Raw genomic sequence first — 15,688 nt, forward strand, 5'->3', positions numbered from 1 at the left:
CCTTGAGTTACGGGGGAACGGGCATTTTTCGTCGGAGAGTGAACGATGGGTTACAAAGTCGCGGTGGTCGGAGCGACCGGCAATGTCGGGCGCGAAATGCTCAACATTCTCGACGAGCGCAAATTCCCCGCCGACGAGGTCGTCGTGCTGGCCTCGCGCCGCAGCGTCGGCGTCGAGGTCTCCTATGGCGACCGCACCCTGAAGGTGAAGGCGCTCGAGCACTATGACTTCTCGGACGTCGACATCTGCCTGATGTCGGCCGGCGGTTCGGTTTCCAAGGAATGGTCGCCCAGGATCGGCGCCGCCGGCGCGGTCGTGATCGACAATTCCTCGGCCTGGCGCATGGACCCCGACGTGCCGCTGATCGTGCCGGAGGTGAATGCGGATGCGGCCGCCGGCTTCACCAAGAAGAACATCATAGCCAACCCGAACTGCTCGACCGCGCAGCTCGTCGTGGCGCTCAAGCCGCTGCACGACAAGGCGACGATCACGCGCGTCGTGGTCGCGACCTATCAATCAGTGTCGGGCGCCGGCAAGGATGCGATGGACGAGCTGTTCTCGCAGACCAAGGCCGTCTACACCAATGACGAGCTGATCAATAAGAAGTTTCCGAAGCGCATCGCCTTCAACATCATTCCGCAGATCGACGTCTTCATGGAAGACGGCTACACCAAGGAAGAGTGGAAGATGATGGCGGAGACCAAGAAGATCCTTGATCCCAAGATAAAGCTGACCGCGACCTGCGTGCGCGTGCCGGTCTTCGTCAGTCACTCCGAGGCCGTGAACGTCGAGTTCGCCGACCCGATCACGGCGGACGAGGCCCGCAACATCCTGCGCAATGCGCCGGGCTGCCTCGTGATCGACAAGCACGAGCCCGGCGGCTACGTCACGCCGTATGAGGCGGCTGGCGAGGACGCGACCTATATCAGCCGCATCCGCGAGGATGCGACCGTGGAGAACGGCCTTTCGTTCTGGTGCGTGTCGGACAATCTGCGCAAGGGTGCCGCGCTGAACGCGATCCAGATCGCGGAAGTCCTGATCAACCGCAAGCTGATCACCGCGAAGAAGAAAGCGGCCTAAAGGCGGGGACCAACGGGGGGCGCGCAACCATGTCGGAACAGTCAGCTCCCGTCCCGTCGAGTCCCCCGACGCCGCGCATCATGCGCGGCTTCGAATATGTGCTGTTCAACAGCCGCTGGCTGATGGCGCCGTTCTATGTCGGCCTGGTGGTGGCGCTTGCCGTGCTGCTGCTGAAATTCGTGCGCATGCTCTGGGAGTTCGTCCTGCATGCGGCCGGCTACAAATCGACGGAAGTCATCCTCGATGCGCTGGCGCTGATCGACGTCACGCTGGTCGCCAATCTCATTCTGATCGTGGTCTTTTCGGGCTACGAGAACTTCGTTTCCCGCATCGACACGTCGGGCAATCCGAACTGGCCGATCTGGATCACCAAGATCGATTTTGCTGGGCTGAAGCAGAAGCTGCTGGCGTCGATCGTCGCGATCTCCGCGATCCACGTGCTGGAAGCGTTCCTGAACATCGATGCCGCGTTCGACGCGACGCGGATGACCTGGCTCGTCGCCGTGCACCTGGTGTTCGTGATCTCAGCGCTGTTGCTCGCGCTCTCGGATCGCTGGGGCGGCTATCACGGTGATGAGTAGCTGATGCTGGCGCGATAGCGCGCGGCTACTCGCCGGCCTTGACGGCATCGGCGACGCTGATGAATTCCTTCGCGACCCGGTCGAGCACGAACAGCGAGCCCTCGGCGACGCCGAAATAGGCGCCGTGCAGCTGCATCTCGCCGCTCTCGACCCGCTCGCGCACAAACGGGAAGGTCATCAAATTCTCCAGCGAGCGGAACACCGCGGCCTTCTCGATGCGGGTGACGAAGTCCTGCATGCTCTCATGGTCGCGCTGCTCGACGATCTCGCCGGGCTTGATGAACATCTGCATCCATTTGCCGATGAAGTCGCCGGGCGTGAGCGGCTTGATCTTGTCGACGAAGGCGCGGATGCCGCCGCACTGGGCATGGCCCAGCACCACGATGTTCTTCACCTTCAGCACGGTCACGGCATATTCCAGCGCGGCCGAGACGCCATGGGCGTTGCTGTCGGGCTGATAGACCGGAACCAAATTGGCGATGTTGCGGACCACGAACAATTCGCCGGGGCCGGCATCGAAGATCACCTCCGGCGAGACGCGGGAATCGCAACAGCCGATCACCATGGTCTCGGGGAACTGGCCGCGTTCGGACAGGTCCCGGTATCGCGACTGTTCAGTCGGCAACCGCTGGGTCGCGAAAGTCCGGTAGCCGTCGATCAACTGCTTCGGAAAGAATTTCATGGCCTCTGCCTAACCACATGCTGGTGACGGGAACAAGACTTTCGGCGTGCAGCCTGAGATGATACGGCAGCGTTGAAGGATGGTGCCGTCCAATGCCCAAACAATGGACAGTGGCGGAGCCCGAGCCCCCAGGAGAATACCGATGACCCGTCCGCGCCGCAGCCTGTTGTTCATGCCGGGATCGAATGCACGGGCGCTGGAGAAGGCCCGCACGCTGGCGGCGGACGGTATCATCCTCGATCTCGAGGATTCCGTTGCCCCCGACGCCAAGGCCGTGGCCCGCGAGCAGATCGCCAAGGCGGTCGCCGCAAAGGGCTTTGGCAAGCGCGAGGTCCTGATCCGCATCAACGCGCTCGACAGCCCGTGGTGGGTCGACGACATCGGCATGGCCGGCAAGGCGCAGCCGGACGGGATCCTGGTTCCCAAGATTTCCACCGTCGACGATCTCAACGCCGTCGCCGATCGGCTCAGCGACATCAATGCTCCGGCCTCGATCCGGGTCTGGGCGATGATCGAGACCGCACGCGCCGTGCTCGACGCCGACGAGCTTGCCGCGGCATCGCAGGACTCCGAGGTTCGGCTCGCCGGCTTCGTGTTCGGGCCGAACGACATTGCGCGCGAAACCCGGATCCGGATGAAGCCGGGCCGCGCGGCGATGATCCCGATGATCACGCATTGCATCCTGGCGACCCGCGCGCACGGGCTCGAGATCCTCGACGGCCCCTATGGCGACATCAGCAATATCGACGGCTTCGCGGAGGAATGCGCGCAGGGCCGCGATCTCGGCTTCGATGGCAAGACGCTGATCCATCCGAGCCACATCGATGCCTGCAACGCAATCTTCACGCCGCCGGAGGCCGAGGTCGCTGAAGCGCGCAAGATCATCGCCGCCTTCGAACAGCCGGAGAACGCTGCGCGCGGTGCGATTCAGCTCGACGGCCGCATGGTCGAGCGCCTGCACGCCGAGATGGCGAAGCGCACGATCGCGATCGCCGACGCGATCGCTGCGATGGGGCATTGATCTTACCCTCCCCCTTGAGGGGGAGGGTCGACGAGAATGAAATGAGCGGCGGGGTGGGGTGACGGTCTCTCCACGGATACTCTGCCCGTGTTCAGAGATCACCCCACCCCGGCTCGCATTTCGCTGCGCTCAACGCGATCCGACCCTCGCCCTCCAGGGGAGGGTGACTACGCGCCCCAAGCGACGCCCATGATATGCCATGGCCGCGGGGCGTCCGCATGATTTCGGAATAATAGAAGAATGCCGCTGATTTGCCCGACGAGTCAAGCTGCCATGCCGAGCGCCGGCAGCCGCCGGCTACTTTGCATGGGGTTGTTTTCGATATTTTGGTGGTACGCCCCTCCAGGGGAGGGTGACTAACTCCCAAACTTCTCCGAAGCCCAGGCGTAGAGGCTGCCCGGGATCGGCGCCGCCTTGCCGCGTCCCTTCGGCGAGATGTGCAGGCCGATGATTTCGGGATCGTTCAGATAGCGCGAAAAGTCCGACGGCTCGAAGAACAGTCGTGGCTCGGCGTGCACCGCGTAGAACGAGCGCTTCGGCAGCGCGTGCTGCAACTCGCCCTCGCGGCGCGCGAGCGCGGTCAGCGCGGCGGGACCGTAGATCGCGATGCGGATGTCGGACAGGCGATTGGATTTGCCGCGCAGCTTGCGCATCGCAAAGGTCAGGCGGTGGCGCAGCGCCAGCCAGTCCGGCGTCAGCTCGTCCTGCTGCATCAGCGCTTCGAATGCGCGCACGATCGGATCATTGTGCGGCAGATACAGCACGGAGTTGCCGAGCTGACGCGGCCGCTCCCAGGCAAAATAGGGCTTTGCCGGATCGATCTCGACCGGCTTCAAGAGCAGCACATCGGCGTCGAGCCAGAGCCCGGCGCGCTGTGTCATCAGCCGCATGCGGAAGAAGTCGCTGAACTGCAGGATGGTCCAGTCGCGCCACGACCCGTCGCGTTCGGCCGGACGCAGCTTCTCGGAGAACGAATGCGGCAGCACCGCCTCGGCCTCGGCATTGCCGATGCCGTCGGGCAGGCCGGGAATCGGATCGAAGCTGTAGACGGTGACCTTGTGCCCGGCCGCCAGCTGCGAACGCAGACAGGTGCGGCGCAGCGCGTCCATCGAGCCGTGCCAGAAGGTGACGATGTCAGGCAGCATGCGCGTCAGCCGTCAGCAGGTTCGCGAGAAGACAACTTTGCAAAGAAAAGCCCCGGCGCCTGAAGGCACCGGGGCGCGATGACAGGCTGCGCCTCAAGCCCAGGCGCGCTCCTTGAGCTTGGCCTCGTAGGTGTCGATCGACGACTTCTTCTCCATCGTCAGGCCGATGTCGTCGAGGCCGTTGATCAGGCAGTGCTTGCGGAACGGATCGATCTCGAACTTCACCGTGCCGCCGTCGGGACCGCGGATCTCCTGGTTGGGGAGATCGATGGTCAGCGTCGCATTGGCGCCGCGCTCGGCATCGTCGAACAGCTTGTCGAGGTCCTCCTGCGACACGCGGATCGGCAGAATGCCGTTCTTGAAGCAGTTGTTGTAGAAGATGTCGCCGAACGAGGTCGAGATCACGCAGCGGATGCCGAAGTCGAGCAGCGCCCAGGGCGCGTGCTCGCGGCTCGAGCCGCAGCCGAAATTGTCGCCGGCGACCAGCACCTTCGCATTGCGATAGGCGGACTGGTTGAGGACGAAATCGGGGTTCTCGCTGCCGTCATCCTTGTAGCGCTGCTCGGAGAAGAGCCCCTTGCCAAGGCCGGTGCGCTTGATGGTCTTGAGGTACTGCTTCGGAATGATCATGTCGGTGTCGACATTGATGATCTTCAGCGGCGCCGCGACGCCTTCCAGCGTGGTGAACTTGTCCATCGTTGCTCTTCCCGGTCGAAAAATGGGGGATACGGCCGGATGTTTATCGCGGATGCGACCACGGTAAAAGGGCCATTTCTGCAAAGCTGGAGCCCCCGTTCCGATTGGATCGGCAACGGGGGCTCCAGCTTCCTTGTTTTGACGCGTTTTCTTGACGCGAACCGGGGTCCACTTCGCTCGAAAACGCTTTATCCCGCATCGGCCTCAATTGCCTCCATATCGGCGTCGGAGAGGCCGAAATGGTGCCCAATCTCATGGATCAGGACGTGGCGAACGATGTGGCCGAGGGTTTCGTCGTGCTCCGCCCAGTAATCCAGGATCGGCCGCCGATAGAGCCAGACCAGGTTGGGCAGCCGGGCCACGTCGCCGTGGCTCTGCTGCGGCAGGCCGATGCCGTGAAACAGGCCGAGCAGGTCGAACTCGCTCTCGGCCTGCATCTCGTCGAGCACCTCGTCGGTCGGGAAGTCGTCGACACGGATGATCAGGCCCTCGCAGAGGGCCCGGAACGTCGGCGGCAGGCGCTCGAAGATCTCGTGCGCGACGGCCTCCATCTCGGCGAGCGAGGGGGCTTTTTCTGTGGTCCACATGACACTCCTTTAGCGCGAGTGCCTCAGGCGGCGCCAGCGCAGTTGACCTTGGCGGTGCAATGGGAGACCGTGCGGCCCAAGATTGAGGCTCAAGAATGGGGCTTGGGTGGCGTGATGAAACGGATCGTGGCGGCAACGCTGTTGGCGGTAGCAACCGGGCTCTCGCTCCCAGTGGGAGAGGCGCGGGCACAGAGCGCGGCGGCAGAAGCGCGCATCGGTGAGATGGCACCGGTCGTGCGCGAGCGGGTTGTCGAGCACCGCCGGCTCAGGCGGGTGCCGATCTACCGGTCGCGGCCCGATCATTGGGAACCGGATGTGATCCCGCGCTACAATCCCGGTCCGAACGCCGTGCGCGATTGCACCGCGACCTATGTGCAGGAGCACCGGCCGAGCGGCACCGTGATCACGCCGCGCATGAACTGCTTCTGGCGCCCGGGCTAGAGCGTCTTCGCGCGAAGCGGAAGCTAGAGCGTTTTCGAGCGAAGTGGACACCGGTTCGCGTGAAGAAAACGCGTCAAGACAAGAATCCAGAACTTCGGTTCTGATTCAATCAGAACCGAAAATGCTCTAGAGCAAACGTCGGCGCACTGCGCCGATCAGTCCGGCGGCGACGATCACTCCCACCGTTCCATAGACCGCGATCGCCATCAGCATTTGCGTGAGATGGCTTGCCGTTCCCATGCCGCCGCCCGGTCCTTGCGAGGCGAGCGCGACATCAACTGAAATCATGGAACCAGCCAGCGTTGCCGCGCCGAGCGTGAACCATTTGCGCGAACCATGTTGTGTCATCGGCGATCTCCTGCGCGAGGCTCCTCACAACATACGACCATCGTCTACGCCGGTTTTACGCACAGACATGAAAATTCCAGCGGCTGTGCCGGAACCTGCGCGCGCCAGCGGCATTCACCATCGTGGCGCAGTCATTCACATCCCATTCACGTCGTCCGCATTCTGCTTGCGATCTGCGTCGCGGCAACGGGGGTCGATTCGAATGCCGGCGCGTTTTCGAGCGAAGCGGATACCGGTTCGCATGAAGAAAATGCGTCAAGGCAAGAAGCTCGAGTCGTCGTTGCTAGGCGTGACATCAAGGGATCAAGGAGAAGACTCATGAAGGTGACGAAGGTTCTGGGACTTGCGGCCGTCGGTGCCGTGCTGGTTTTGGCGGCGCCGGCCGAGCGCGCGAGCGCGATGTCGCTCGCTACGCCGGGCACTGCCGCAACGGTTCAGGACAACGCGAACCAGACGACCACCCAGATACGTTGGGGCCATGGACATCACCGTGGTTGGGGTCGCGGACATCACCGTGGCTGGGGCTGGGGCCATCGTCGCCACTGGCGCCACTGATCGCGCGGCGTATCAGCGCAGTTGAGACACAGGCCCGTGAGCAGCGGGCCTGTTGTTGTTCTCAGCCATCAAACCGGCAGATTCGCGCGCGCGAGATGACATCAATCGCAATCTGCAGGAGTTGATCATGATGAGATGGATCGGAGTTGCCGCGGTCGCTTGTGCATTCGCATTGACGGCGCCGGCATCGGCAACCGCCGCGGCATCAGCCACGCCGCAGGCCACGGCACAACAGCGGCAGGCAGGCAAGGCGACCGACTTCAGCGCGCAGCGCCATCATCGCCATTACTATCGTCACCATTATCACCGCGGCTACCGGCCGTACTACCAGCCCTATTCCTATTACCGGCCGTACGGCTCCTATTATTATGGGCGGCCCTATTACTATCGGCCCTATCCATATGCCGTACCGGCGCCGTTCACCTTTGGCTTCGGGTTCGGCCCGTTCTGGTGAGCTACGCAGCCGCGCTGTGCGCGGCTCTGCCAGGCAACGAGGAAGAGCAGCGCCGGTCGCCGGCGCGACGCCCTTTGCGGAGAGATGCTGCCTGTTCGGTCAAGCTGCGCGGATCTTGTCCAGGAATGTGGTGACGTTGCTGCGCAGCGTGGCCGACTGATGGCTGAGATCGTCGGCGGCCGTCAGCACCTGCGTGGCGGCTGATCCGGTTTCAGTGGCGGCCTCGTTGACGCTGCCGACATTCGCCGACACCTCGCTGGTGCCGCGCGAAACCTCCTGGATATTCTTCGCGATGTCGCGGGTTGCCGCGCTCTGCTGCTCGACAGCGGCGGAGATTGCCGCCGCAATCTCGCTCATGCGCGCGATCGTGCCGCCGATCGTCCTGATCGCATCGACGGCCTGACCGGTCTCCTGCTGGATCGCCGCGATCTGAGAGGAGATGTCTTCCGTAGCCTTGGCGGTCTGGGTGGCAAGCGCCTTCACTTCATTGGCGACGACCGCGAAGCCCTTGCCGGATTCGCCGGCGCGGGCAGCTTCGATCGTTGCGTTCAGGGCCAGCAGATTGGTCTGCGACGCGATGTTCTGGATCAGTGACACCACTTCGCCGATCCGCTGCGCAGCTGCGGCAAGGCTCTCGATGGTTGCGTTGGTGCGATCGGTCTCGTCGACCGCGGCTCTTGCCGTCTGCGCCGCCTGCGTCACCTGGCGCGTGATCTCGCTGATCGAGGCGTGCAGTTCCTCGGTCGCGACCGCGACGGTCTGGACATTCGCCGATGCCTCGTTGGAAGCGGTCGCGACGAAGGTCGCCTGCCGGCTGGTTTCCTCCGCGGTCGCCGACATGCTGCCGGCAGTCGCGTGCATCTCGGTCGAGGCTGCGGTCAGGGCGTTCAGCGCCTCCGAGATCTGATTGTCGAAGGTCGCGATGTGGCCTTCGACCGCGCGCTGCCGGGTCTCCTTGCGCAACTGCTCTTCACGCTGCTCGGCTTCGAGGCGGCGCGCCGTGGTCGCGTTGTCCTTGAACACGCGCAGCGATTTGGCGAGGCCGCCGACCTCGTCGCTCCTGTTATCGCCGACGATCGCGATGTCGAGATCACCCTCGGCGAGCTTCGTCATCTTCTCCGTCATGCGCGACAGCGGCTGAGCGATCTGGCTGAACGCGATCCAGGCCAGGAGTGCGAAAGTACAGAGCAGCCCGGCTGCGGCGCCGAACAGCAGCAGGAGGCGGGTCTGGTCGGCCGTGGCGATGCCCCGGTCACGCGAGGCCTGCATGTCCTTCACATTGGCGGCGATCAGGCTGGCGACGGCCTCCATCGCGGTCTGGCGATGCTTGGCCGCGACATTGCGCGAGTAGGCGAAGGCGTCCTCGAGCTTGCCCGCGGTCACCAGCTCGAACACCCTGGCGCTTGCCTCGCGGCGGTCCTTGACGGCGCCGCGCAGCGTGTCGATCAGCTGGTGTTGTCCGGCGTCCGATGTGACGGACGCCAAACGATCGACGGCGGCAAGCGTCGCATCCGTTGCCTTGTTGTAGGCTTCGATGTTGGCGGCGATCGCCTTGGTGTCCGAGGCCGAGAGGATGACATTCTTCTCGCTGACCGCTGCGCTGTTGAAATTGCTCTCCGCTTCGAGGCTGTACTGCACGCGGCGGGCATTGCCATCCACGAGGCCGGAGGCGGTCACCGCCAACTGGCTGAGAGCCAGCGAGGCCTCCACGACGATGCCGATCGCGACCAGGGCGACGATGGCCGCGGGTACCGCGATCTTGGCAATGATGGGCAAATTCTGAAACTTGAGGGTCATTTCTGGTCCCACGAAAATGGCGCTGAGATCCATCGGCCCACCCGGCCGACGAGCCATGCGTGAGGACGCGATGCCACGGCTTGGCCTGCTGGCCGCGCCATGGAAACGGAAGAAGTCCTGAATTTTCTGATTGATTGTCGGTTAACCCTAGATGCCAACCCTTAGCAAAGGGTTCACGCGGTAACCGGCTGACGACATCGCAAAGTGCTTCGCCATCAGCACCGGCTGACGCAGTGATACCGGCTGTTGTTGTGCAGCGTGGTAAGGCCTGAAATGACAGCGGGCGCCTCACGGCGCCCGTTTTGTCAGGCTAATCCCAGTTCTTCAGCTTCCAGGGCTTTATCTTCCACGGCGTCAGGTTTTCCATCCGCCATTGCGTCCAGCGCTCCGGCGGCCAGTGGCTGAGGCGCGAGGTTTCCTTCACCTCGGGAAGCGGATCGATGATGCGTGGTGCGGCGCGACGGCGCTTCTGCCGCGTCGCCTCACTGATCATGTCGACGAATTCATTCTTGTCGGCCACGTCCGGCTCCCCACGAAACTTGTGTTCGCGAGGACCCAGTGTGCGTACGTCACGTTAACGAGCCGTTTCCACAACGGCTCGAGCTTGAGACGAAAACCGCGCTTACCTTACCGCCAGTCGCGGATATCGACGAAGTGGCCGGCGATCGCGGCGGCCGCAGCCATCGCAGGCGACACCAGATGGGTGCGGCCCTTGAAGCCCTGGCGGCCCTCGAAGTTGCGGTTCGAGGTCGAGGCGCATCGCTCTTCCGGCTTCAGCTTGTCCGGGTTCATGGCGAGGCACATCGAGCAACCCGGCTCACGCCATTCGAAGCCGGCCGCAAGGAAGATCTTGTCGAGCCCTTCGGCTTCCGCCTGCTCCTTCACGATGCCCGAGCCCGGCACGATCATCGCGTTGACGTTGGCGTTGACGGTCTTGCCCTCGGCGACCTTGGCGGCGGCGCGCAGGTCCTCGATGCGGCCGTTGGTGCAGGAGCCGATGAAGACGCGGTCGAGCTTGATGTCGGTGATCTTGGTGCCGGCGGTCAGGCCCATATATTTCAGCGCGCGGTGCTTGGAGAGCCGCTTCGCTTCGTCCGCGATCTTGTCGGGATCGGGCACGAAGCCGGTCACCGAGATGACGTCCTCAGGGCTCGTGCCCCAGGTGACGATCGGCGGCAGTTTTGCAGCGTCCAGCCGCAGCTCGTGGTCGAAATGCGCGCCTTCGTCGGAGCGCAGCGTCTCCCAGTAGCGCATCGCTGCATCCCAGGCCGCGCCCTTCGGCGCCTTCGGGCGGTCGCGCAGGAAGTCGAACGCCTTCTGGTCGGGCGCGACCAGGCCGGCGCGCGCGCCGCCTTCGATCGACATGTTGCAGACCGTCATGCGGCCTTCCATCGAAAGCGCACGGATCGCCTCGCCGGCGTATTCCAGCACATAGCCGGTGCCGCCGGCGGTGCCGATCTCGCCGATGATCGCGAGGATGATGTCCTTGCCGGTCACGCCGTCGGGCAATTTGCCGTCGACGATCGCGCGCATGTTCTTGGCCTTCTTCTGGATCAGCGTCTGCGTCGCCAGCACGTGCTCGACCTCGGAGGTGCCGATGCCGTGCGCGAGCGCGCCGAACGCGCCATGCGTCGAGGTGTGGCTGTCACCGCAGACGATGGTGGTGCCGGGCAGCGTAAAGCCCTGCTCCGGGCCGATGACGTGGACGATGCCCTGACGCTTGTCGAACTCGTTGTAATATTCGATGCCGAATTCCTTGGCGTTCTCCGCCATCACCCGCATCTGCTCGATGCTTTCCGGGTCGGGGTTCGGCTTCGAGCGGTCGGTGGTCGGGATGTTGTGGTCGACGACGGCGAGCGTCTTCTCGGGCGCGTGCACCTTGCGACCCGAAGCGCGCAGGCCTTCGAACGCCTGCGGCGAGGTCACCTCGTGCACCAGATGGCGGTCGATATAGAGCAGGCAGGTGCCGTCCTCGGCCTCGTGGACCAGATGGTCGTTCCAGATCTTGTCGTACAGCGTGGTCGGTTTGGACATGAGCTTCAGCTCCAGAAGAAATTCAGTGGTGAATGGCGTCAAGCGCGTCTCGGCGCGCGAGCAGGCGGCAGCGTCCAGGCAGCGTTACGCTGCGCGCGTAAGCTCTGACGTTGCCGACGTCGCAAAGCGTCCGAAGAAGCGGCCGGGCAGCCGCGAGCGATCGTCGATCACGATGCGCTGGCAGGTCTGACTTGCTTGATCCGGAACCATTCTAAATTTCTAACACAGGGCTCGTGGCCGGGACAATCGATCGATTGCGCGGGTGCCCCTGTAGTCATTGCCGGGCTCGACCCGGCAATCCATCCTCTTGAACGAGAGTGCTCATTTCGATGGATGCGCGGGTCAGGCCCGCGCATGACAGTCGAGGCTGGCCTTCCACATAGGTATGCCGCAACAAAAAAGCGCGGGGCAGGCCCCGCGCTTTTGGTCACATCCCTTTCGGGGTGAATTACTCGCCGACGGCGGTCTGGCGGTCCTGCTTCTCGACGATGCGGGCCGACTTGCCGCGCAGGCTGCGCAGGTAATAGAGCTTGGCGCGACGCACCTTGCCGCGACGCACGACCTTGATCGAGTCGATCATCGGCGACATCACCGGGAAAACGCGCTCGACGCCCTCGCCGTACGAAATCTTGCGCACGGTGAAGCTCTCGTTGAGGCCATGGCCGGAACGGCCGATGCAGACGCCTTCATAGGCCTGCACGCGGGTGCGTTCGCCTTCGACCACCTTCACGTTGACGATGACGGTATCGCCGGGTCCGAATTCCGGAATGGTCTTGGTGGCGGCGAGCTTGTCGAACTGCTCTTTTTCGAGCTGCTGAATCAGGTTCATCGAAATCTCCATCGGCGGCGCGCCCAGCCTGTGCGGGCTGCGCAAACGTCCATCTATCCTGCGCGTGTGCGGATTAGGCCGTGCCTATAAGGCAAAGCGCAGGGTTTGTCACCCGTCTGTCGTGTTTTTTGTCCCTCGCCGGGCCGCTTTTTGGCTGGCCTTCCGGGCCCAGAGATCGGGCCGCCGGGCCGCCGTCAGGGCCTCGGACTGGGCCAGCCGCCAGGCCGCGACCTTGGCGTGATCGCCGGAAATGAGGATTTCCGGGATTTGGCGGCCCTCGAACTCCTGCGGACGGGTGTATTGGGGGTATTCCAGTAGTCCTTCAGAAAAGCTCTCCTCGGTTCCCGAGGCCAGCTTCCCCATCACCCCCGGCAGCAGGCGGACGCAGGCGTCGATCAGCGCCATCGCCGCGATTTCGCCGCCGGACAGCACGTAATCGCCGATCGAAACCTCCTCGAGGTTCCTAGCCTCGATCACCCGCTGGTCGATGCCCTCGAAGCGGCCGCAGACGATCAGGGGGCCAGGTCCGGCCGCCAGCTCGGCGACGTGGGTCTGGGTCAACGGCCGACCCCGCGGGCTCATCAGGAGGCGCGGGCGGTCCGGCGCAATATCAGCGGCGTCGATCGCTGCCGCCAGCACGTCGGCCCGCAGCACCATGCCCGGGCCGCCGCCGGCCGGCGTGTCGTCGACGCTGCGGTGCTTGTCGGTCGCCGATGCCCTGATGTCGCGCGCCTCCAGCGCCCAGAGACCCGTGGCCAGCGCCTTGCCGGCCAGGCTCACGCCGAGCGGTCCCGGAAACATGTCCGGGAACAGGGTCAGCACGGTGGCGCGCCATGGCGTCGCTTGGGATGGGGGCGCTTGCGATGTCATGGCCTCTGGTTACGGCACCACGGCCGTGAGGTCGAGGCTCTGCATCATGGCGGCCGCGTCCACCGCGCGGCGGAAGTCGGCGAGCTTGAAGGTCGCGATGTTGATCTTGCGCAAATCGAGCAGGCCTTCGGCGGCGAGGCCGGCCAGCTGGCCCGGTGCCGTGCGGTCGTACATGAACTGCCCGACCACTTCCCAGTCGTTGGCCAGCATCTCGCGGAACGAGAGTTCGAGCGGCGCCTCGGCGCTGCCCATCAGCACCATCCGGCCGCCACGCTTGAGCGCGCGCAGGGCGGACAGTGTGGTCGAGGTGCTCTTGGCGGCGCCGAGCAGGTCGAGCGCGACATCGGCGCTGCCGCCGGCGGCGCGGCGGATGATCGAAAGGTCGGCGGCGGCATCGCCGGTGACGACGGCGGGAATGACGCGCGGGCCGAATGCATCGCGCAATTGCTCGAGCGCGGCCTGCTTGCGTCCGACGGCGACGACGCGGCCCGCGCCCATCGCGACCGCGAGCATCACGCCGCCCGAGCCGAAATATCCGGTCGCGCCGTTGACGATAATGGTCTGTCCGCCGCGCAGGCCGGTGCGCTGCAATCCGCCGAACGGCACGATCAGTTTGGCGAGCCCGATCAGCTCGGTCGCCGGCTTGTCGTCGAGATTGGCAAGCGGCGTGACGCAGGCGGCAGGCCAGTGCGCGATCTCGGCAAACACGCCGTCGCGCCAGCGCGCCTGCAATGCGAGCGCCTCAGGCGTTGTCACCGTGGCGGTGAGGCCGATCAGGATTTGCGGCGGATCGCGATCCGGCACGTCGCCGCGCAGATGCGGGCTGAGGAAAACGCGGTCGCCGCTCCGCACATGCGTGACGTTCTCGCCGGTGGCGACGACGCGCGCGATCGCATTGGTGCCCGGCACGAACGGCATCGGCGGCAGGCTGTAAGGCAGCGCGCCCGACAAGAGCTTGTTGGTGTACGACAGCACCATGCCGGCCTCGATCCGGACCACGACGCCATCGGGCGCAGGCTTCGGCGTTGCGACATCCTCGAAGCGAAGATCATTGTGGGCGTGCAGTCGCCAGGCCTTGTGCGTGCTTGTCATTGCGATGCTCCGTGAGACCATTGCTTAAGTAGCCCGGATGGAGCGAAGCGCAATCCGGGAATCGCGCCGGCAATGAGGAGCGATCCCAGATTTCGCTGCGCGTCATCCGGGCTACAGACCCAGGCTGATCAAGTGTCACGCGGCCGTTGGATCGTCGGCAAGATGCCGCGCGAGCGCCATGGCAAGCGGACAGATTGCCAGCGCTGTGATCGCGGTCGCTACCGTCGCAAGCGTCGGGCCGAGCGCGTCGCCAAGCAGGCCGTAGAGCACGGGTGCGATCGCGCCCGATCCGATCGTCCCCGTATAGAACAGCGCGAAAGCACGCTCGGTCTGATGCGCCGGCGTCAGCTCGGGCACCGTGCCATAGAGCACCGAGGAGGTGCCGTTGAGCATCACGCCGAGCAGCGGCAGCAGCACGATGGCCGGCGCCAGCGGCAATACCAGCACCGCAAGGATCAGCGCCGCCGTGCCGCCTTCGGTGATCAGCACGGTGCGCAACGTGCCGACGCGCGCGCCGAGCCAGCCGCAGGTGAATTTCCCCGCAGCCCCGCCGATGAAGACCAGCGCCAGCGCGAGGCCGTTGGTCGGCAGCGAGGCGCCCTTGTCGCGCAGCAGGAACGGCAGGAAGGTGAGAAAACCCATCCTGACCGCGGTGTCGAGAATTCCGATCGCAAGCAGCCAGTGAAAGCCGCCGCCTGAGCTTTCGCGGCGCGACGCGGCGGCCATCTTGTGCTCGGCACCCTTGCCGACCGACGGCATCCAGAGCGCGATGCAGATCGCGACAAGCAGGCCTGCAAACGCGAGCACCAGCAGCGTGTGCCGCCACGACATGATCACGAGCAGGATCGAGGTCAGGGCCGGGATCGCCGCCTTGCCGAGATCGCCGGAGAAATTGTAGATGCCGAGCGGACCGCGCGCAGCCGCGCCATAAGCGCGCGACACCGCTGATGATGAGATCGGATGCTGCGTGCTCGAGCCCGCGCCGGAGAGTGCGAGCGCCAGGCCAAGCCCGATGACGCCGCCGGAGAATCCGGCGAACACATAGCCGAGCGCCGACAGCGCCGTGCCGGCGATCAGGATGATCTTGCCGTCGATCCGCTCCGCGAGGCGTCCGACCGGAATCTGTAAGCCGGCCATGGCGCCGGCGTAGAGCCCGCGCAGCAGCGCCAGCAGCCCATAGCTCAGCGCGAACTCCGCCTGCCAGACCGGCAGCAGCACGTAGATCAGGTCGGTGTAGCCGTCATGGAGGGCGTGGTTGAGCCCGGTCACCGCCAGTGTGCGTGTCGCCTGGGTCTGGCCAGGACGGGATGTGCCGACTTCCATGGACACGCTCATCGCTGCCATCCAAAGCAAGAAAAACTAAAGATAGAGCGGCTGCGCATCGGAGGAAGCCTTCGAAAAGAAAAGATATGTGAGTAGCTTGCTGCGCAATATGCGCCCGAACCGTCACTGTCACAAATCAGTAATAATCGGATC

19 protein-coding genes are annotated in these 15,688 nt (G+C 64.5%); 7 read left to right on the forward strand and 12 right to left on the reverse strand.

Annotated elements, in window-relative coordinates:
* Positions 1–45 precede the first annotated feature (45 nt).
* Complete coding sequence (locus tag ACE103_RS00795) at positions 46–1,080, forward strand: aspartate-semialdehyde dehydrogenase (protein ID WP_375777959.1); 1,035 nt, start codon at positions 46–48, stop codon at positions 1,078–1,080.
* A gap of 29 nt (positions 1,081–1,109) precedes the next feature.
* Positions 1,110–1,661 (forward strand): TIGR00645 family protein, encoded by a 552-nt coding sequence (locus ACE103_RS00800; protein ID WP_223977632.1) that lies wholly within the window; start codon positions 1,110–1,112, stop codon positions 1,659–1,661.
* A 25-nt stretch (positions 1,662–1,686) separates the two neighbouring features.
* Here the strand turns inward: ACE103_RS00800 and ACE103_RS00805 are convergent, their stop codons facing one another.
* A complete protein-coding gene (locus ACE103_RS00805; protein ID WP_223977634.1) occupies positions 1,687–2,343 on the reverse strand; it encodes a carbonic anhydrase in 657 nt (218 codons plus the stop codon).
* A gap of 142 nt (positions 2,344–2,485) precedes the next feature.
* Here ACE103_RS00805 and ACE103_RS00810 point away from each other — a divergent pair, with 142 nt between their 5' ends.
* A complete protein-coding gene (locus tag ACE103_RS00810; RefSeq protein ID WP_375777960.1) occupies positions 2,486–3,364 on the forward strand; it encodes an HpcH/HpaI aldolase/citrate lyase family protein in 879 nt (292 codons plus the stop codon).
* Between the two features lie 356 nt (positions 3,365–3,720).
* On the opposite strand, the gene ACE103_RS00815 is transcribed toward ACE103_RS00810, so the two are convergent.
* The 3 genes from ACE103_RS00815 to ACE103_RS00825 all read right to left on the reverse strand — a co-directional run bounded on the left by ACE103_RS00815 (position 3,721) and on the right by ACE103_RS00825 (position 5,792).
* Entirely contained in the window at positions 3,721–4,509 is a 789-nt protein-coding gene (locus ACE103_RS00815) for a hypothetical protein (RefSeq protein ID WP_375777961.1), read from the reverse strand.
* Positions 4,510–4,602: 93 nt separating this feature from the next.
* A complete protein-coding gene (gene leuD / locus ACE103_RS00820; RefSeq protein WP_223977644.1) occupies positions 4,603–5,205 on the reverse strand; it encodes a 3-isopropylmalate dehydratase small subunit in 603 nt (200 codons plus the stop codon).
* 188 nt (positions 5,206–5,393) lie between these two features.
* Positions 5,394–5,792: a metallopeptidase family protein gene (locus ACE103_RS00825; protein ID WP_092121477.1), complete on the reverse strand. Its 399-nt coding sequence runs from the start codon at positions 5,790–5,792 to the stop codon at positions 5,394–5,396.
* A 114-nt stretch (positions 5,793–5,906) separates the two neighbouring features.
* Between ACE103_RS00825 and ACE103_RS00830 the strand changes: the two genes are divergently transcribed.
* Entirely contained in the window at positions 5,907–6,233 is a 327-nt protein-coding gene (locus ACE103_RS00830) for a hypothetical protein (protein WP_375777962.1), read from the forward strand.
* Between the two features lie 126 nt (positions 6,234–6,359).
* Here ACE103_RS00830 and ACE103_RS00835 read toward each other — a convergent pair whose 3' ends face one another.
* A complete protein-coding gene (locus ACE103_RS00835; protein WP_223977653.1) occupies positions 6,360–6,581 on the reverse strand; it encodes a hypothetical protein in 222 nt (73 codons plus the stop codon).
* Positions 6,582–6,899: 318 nt separating this feature from the next.
* Between ACE103_RS00835 and ACE103_RS00840 the strand changes: the two genes are divergently transcribed.
* Positions 6,900–7,136 (forward strand): hypothetical protein, encoded by a 237-nt coding sequence (locus tag ACE103_RS00840; RefSeq protein ID WP_375777963.1) that lies wholly within the window; start codon positions 6,900–6,902, stop codon positions 7,134–7,136.
* A gap of 127 nt (positions 7,137–7,263) precedes the next feature.
* On the forward strand, positions 7,264–7,590 hold the full coding sequence (locus ACE103_RS00845; protein WP_375777964.1) for a hypothetical protein: 327 nt from the start codon (positions 7,264–7,266) through the stop codon (positions 7,588–7,590).
* Positions 7,591–7,689: 99 nt separating this feature from the next.
* Here ACE103_RS00845 and ACE103_RS00850 read toward each other — a convergent pair whose 3' ends face one another.
* The 3 genes from ACE103_RS00850 to leuC form a co-directional block, all read right to left on the reverse strand.
* Positions 7,690–9,387 carry a methyl-accepting chemotaxis protein gene (locus tag ACE103_RS00850; RefSeq protein WP_375777965.1) on the reverse strand — a complete coding sequence of 566 codons (1,698 nt, stop codon included), beginning with the start codon at positions 9,385–9,387 and terminating at the stop codon, positions 7,690–7,692.
* A gap of 310 nt (positions 9,388–9,697) precedes the next feature.
* Positions 9,698–9,907 carry a hypothetical protein gene (locus tag ACE103_RS00855; protein WP_223977663.1) on the reverse strand — a complete coding sequence of 70 codons (210 nt, stop codon included), beginning with the start codon at positions 9,905–9,907 and terminating at the stop codon, positions 9,698–9,700.
* A gap of 107 nt (positions 9,908–10,014) precedes the next feature.
* On the reverse strand, positions 10,015–11,421 hold the full coding sequence (gene leuC / locus ACE103_RS00860; RefSeq protein WP_223977665.1) for a 3-isopropylmalate dehydratase large subunit: 1,407 nt from the start codon (positions 11,419–11,421) through the stop codon (positions 10,015–10,017).
* A gap of 28 nt (positions 11,422–11,449) precedes the next feature.
* On the opposite strand from leuC, the gene ACE103_RS00865 reads away from it, so the two are divergent.
* A complete protein-coding gene (locus ACE103_RS00865; RefSeq protein WP_375777966.1) occupies positions 11,450–11,611 on the forward strand; it encodes a hypothetical protein in 162 nt (53 codons plus the stop codon).
* Between the two features lie 258 nt (positions 11,612–11,869).
* Here ACE103_RS00865 and rplS read toward each other — a convergent pair whose 3' ends face one another.
* The 4 genes from rplS to ACE103_RS00885 form a co-directional block, all read right to left on the reverse strand.
* Positions 11,870–12,250, reverse strand: coding sequence for a 50S ribosomal protein L19 (gene rplS, locus ACE103_RS00870; RefSeq protein ID WP_092126446.1), 381 nt, complete (start codon positions 12,248–12,250; stop codon positions 11,870–11,872).
* A 108-nt stretch (positions 12,251–12,358) separates the two neighbouring features.
* Entirely contained in the window at positions 12,359–13,120 is a 762-nt protein-coding gene (gene trmD, locus ACE103_RS00875) for a tRNA (guanosine(37)-N1)-methyltransferase TrmD (protein WP_223977667.1), read from the reverse strand.
* 9 nt (positions 13,121–13,129) lie between these two features.
* Positions 13,130–14,212 (reverse strand): zinc-binding dehydrogenase, encoded by a 1,083-nt coding sequence (locus ACE103_RS00880; RefSeq protein ID WP_375777967.1) that lies wholly within the window; start codon positions 14,210–14,212, stop codon positions 13,130–13,132.
* 135 nt (positions 14,213–14,347) lie between these two features.
* Positions 14,348–15,547 carry an MFS transporter gene (locus ACE103_RS00885; RefSeq protein WP_375777968.1) on the reverse strand — a complete coding sequence of 400 codons (1,200 nt, stop codon included), beginning with the start codon at positions 15,545–15,547 and terminating at the stop codon, positions 14,348–14,350.
* Positions 15,548–15,688: the final 141 nt, after the last annotated feature.

The sequence above is a fragment of the Bradyrhizobium sp. ma5 genome (genome assembly GCF_042258955.1).
Classification (GTDB): Bacteria; Pseudomonadota; Alphaproteobacteria; order Rhizobiales; family Xanthobacteraceae; genus Bradyrhizobium.

Excerpts from the sequence above, each read along its gene's own strand:
- ACE103_RS00805 (WP_223977634.1), bottom strand. The coding sequence starts at position 2,343 with ATGAAATTCTTTCCGAAGCAGTTGATCGACGGCTACCGGACTTTCGCG.
- ACE103_RS00825 (WP_092121477.1), bottom strand. The coding sequence starts at position 5,792 with ATGTGGACCACAGAAAAAGCCCCCTCGCTCGCCGAGATGGAGGCCGTC.
- ACE103_RS00845 (WP_375777964.1), top strand. The coding sequence starts at position 7,264 with ATGATGAGATGGATCGGAGTTGCCGCGGTCGCTTGTGCATTCGCATTG.
- ACE103_RS00815 (WP_375777961.1), bottom strand. The coding sequence starts at position 4,509 with ATGCTGCCTGACATCGTCACCTTCTGGCACGGCTCGATGGACGCGCTG.
- ACE103_RS00810 (WP_375777960.1), top strand. The coding sequence starts at position 2,486 with ATGACCCGTCCGCGCCGCAGCCTGTTGTTCATGCCGGGATCGAATGCA.
- ACE103_RS00880 (WP_375777967.1), bottom strand. The coding sequence starts at position 14,212 with ATGACAAGCACGCACAAGGCCTGGCGACTGCACGCCCACAATGATCTT.
- leuC (WP_223977665.1), bottom strand. The coding sequence starts at position 11,421 with ATGTCCAAACCGACCACGCTGTACGACAAGATCTGGAACGACCATCTG.
- ACE103_RS00800 (WP_223977632.1), top strand. The coding sequence starts at position 1,110 with ATGTCGGAACAGTCAGCTCCCGTCCCGTCGAGTCCCCCGACGCCGCGC.
- ACE103_RS00795 (WP_375777959.1), top strand. The coding sequence starts at position 46 with ATGGGTTACAAAGTCGCGGTGGTCGGAGCGACCGGCAATGTCGGGCGC.
- rplS (WP_092126446.1), bottom strand. The coding sequence starts at position 12,250 with ATGAACCTGATTCAGCAGCTCGAAAAAGAGCAGTTCGACAAGCTCGCC.
- ACE103_RS00840 (WP_375777963.1), top strand. The coding sequence starts at position 6,900 with ATGAAGGTGACGAAGGTTCTGGGACTTGCGGCCGTCGGTGCCGTGCTG.
- ACE103_RS00850 (WP_375777965.1), bottom strand. The coding sequence starts at position 9,387 with ATGACCCTCAAGTTTCAGAATTTGCCCATCATTGCCAAGATCGCGGTA.
- ACE103_RS00885 (WP_375777968.1), bottom strand. The coding sequence starts at position 15,547 with ATGAGCGTGTCCATGGAAGTCGGCACATCCCGTCCTGGCCAGACCCAG.
- leuD (WP_223977644.1), bottom strand. The coding sequence starts at position 5,205 with ATGGACAAGTTCACCACGCTGGAAGGCGTCGCGGCGCCGCTGAAGATC.
- ACE103_RS00835 (WP_223977653.1), bottom strand. The coding sequence starts at position 6,581 with ATGACACAACATGGTTCGCGCAAATGGTTCACGCTCGGCGCGGCAACG.
- trmD (WP_223977667.1), bottom strand. The coding sequence starts at position 13,120 with ATGACATCGCAAGCGCCCCCATCCCAAGCGACGCCATGGCGCGCCACC.
- ACE103_RS00830 (WP_375777962.1), top strand. The coding sequence starts at position 5,907 with ATGAAACGGATCGTGGCGGCAACGCTGTTGGCGGTAGCAACCGGGCTC.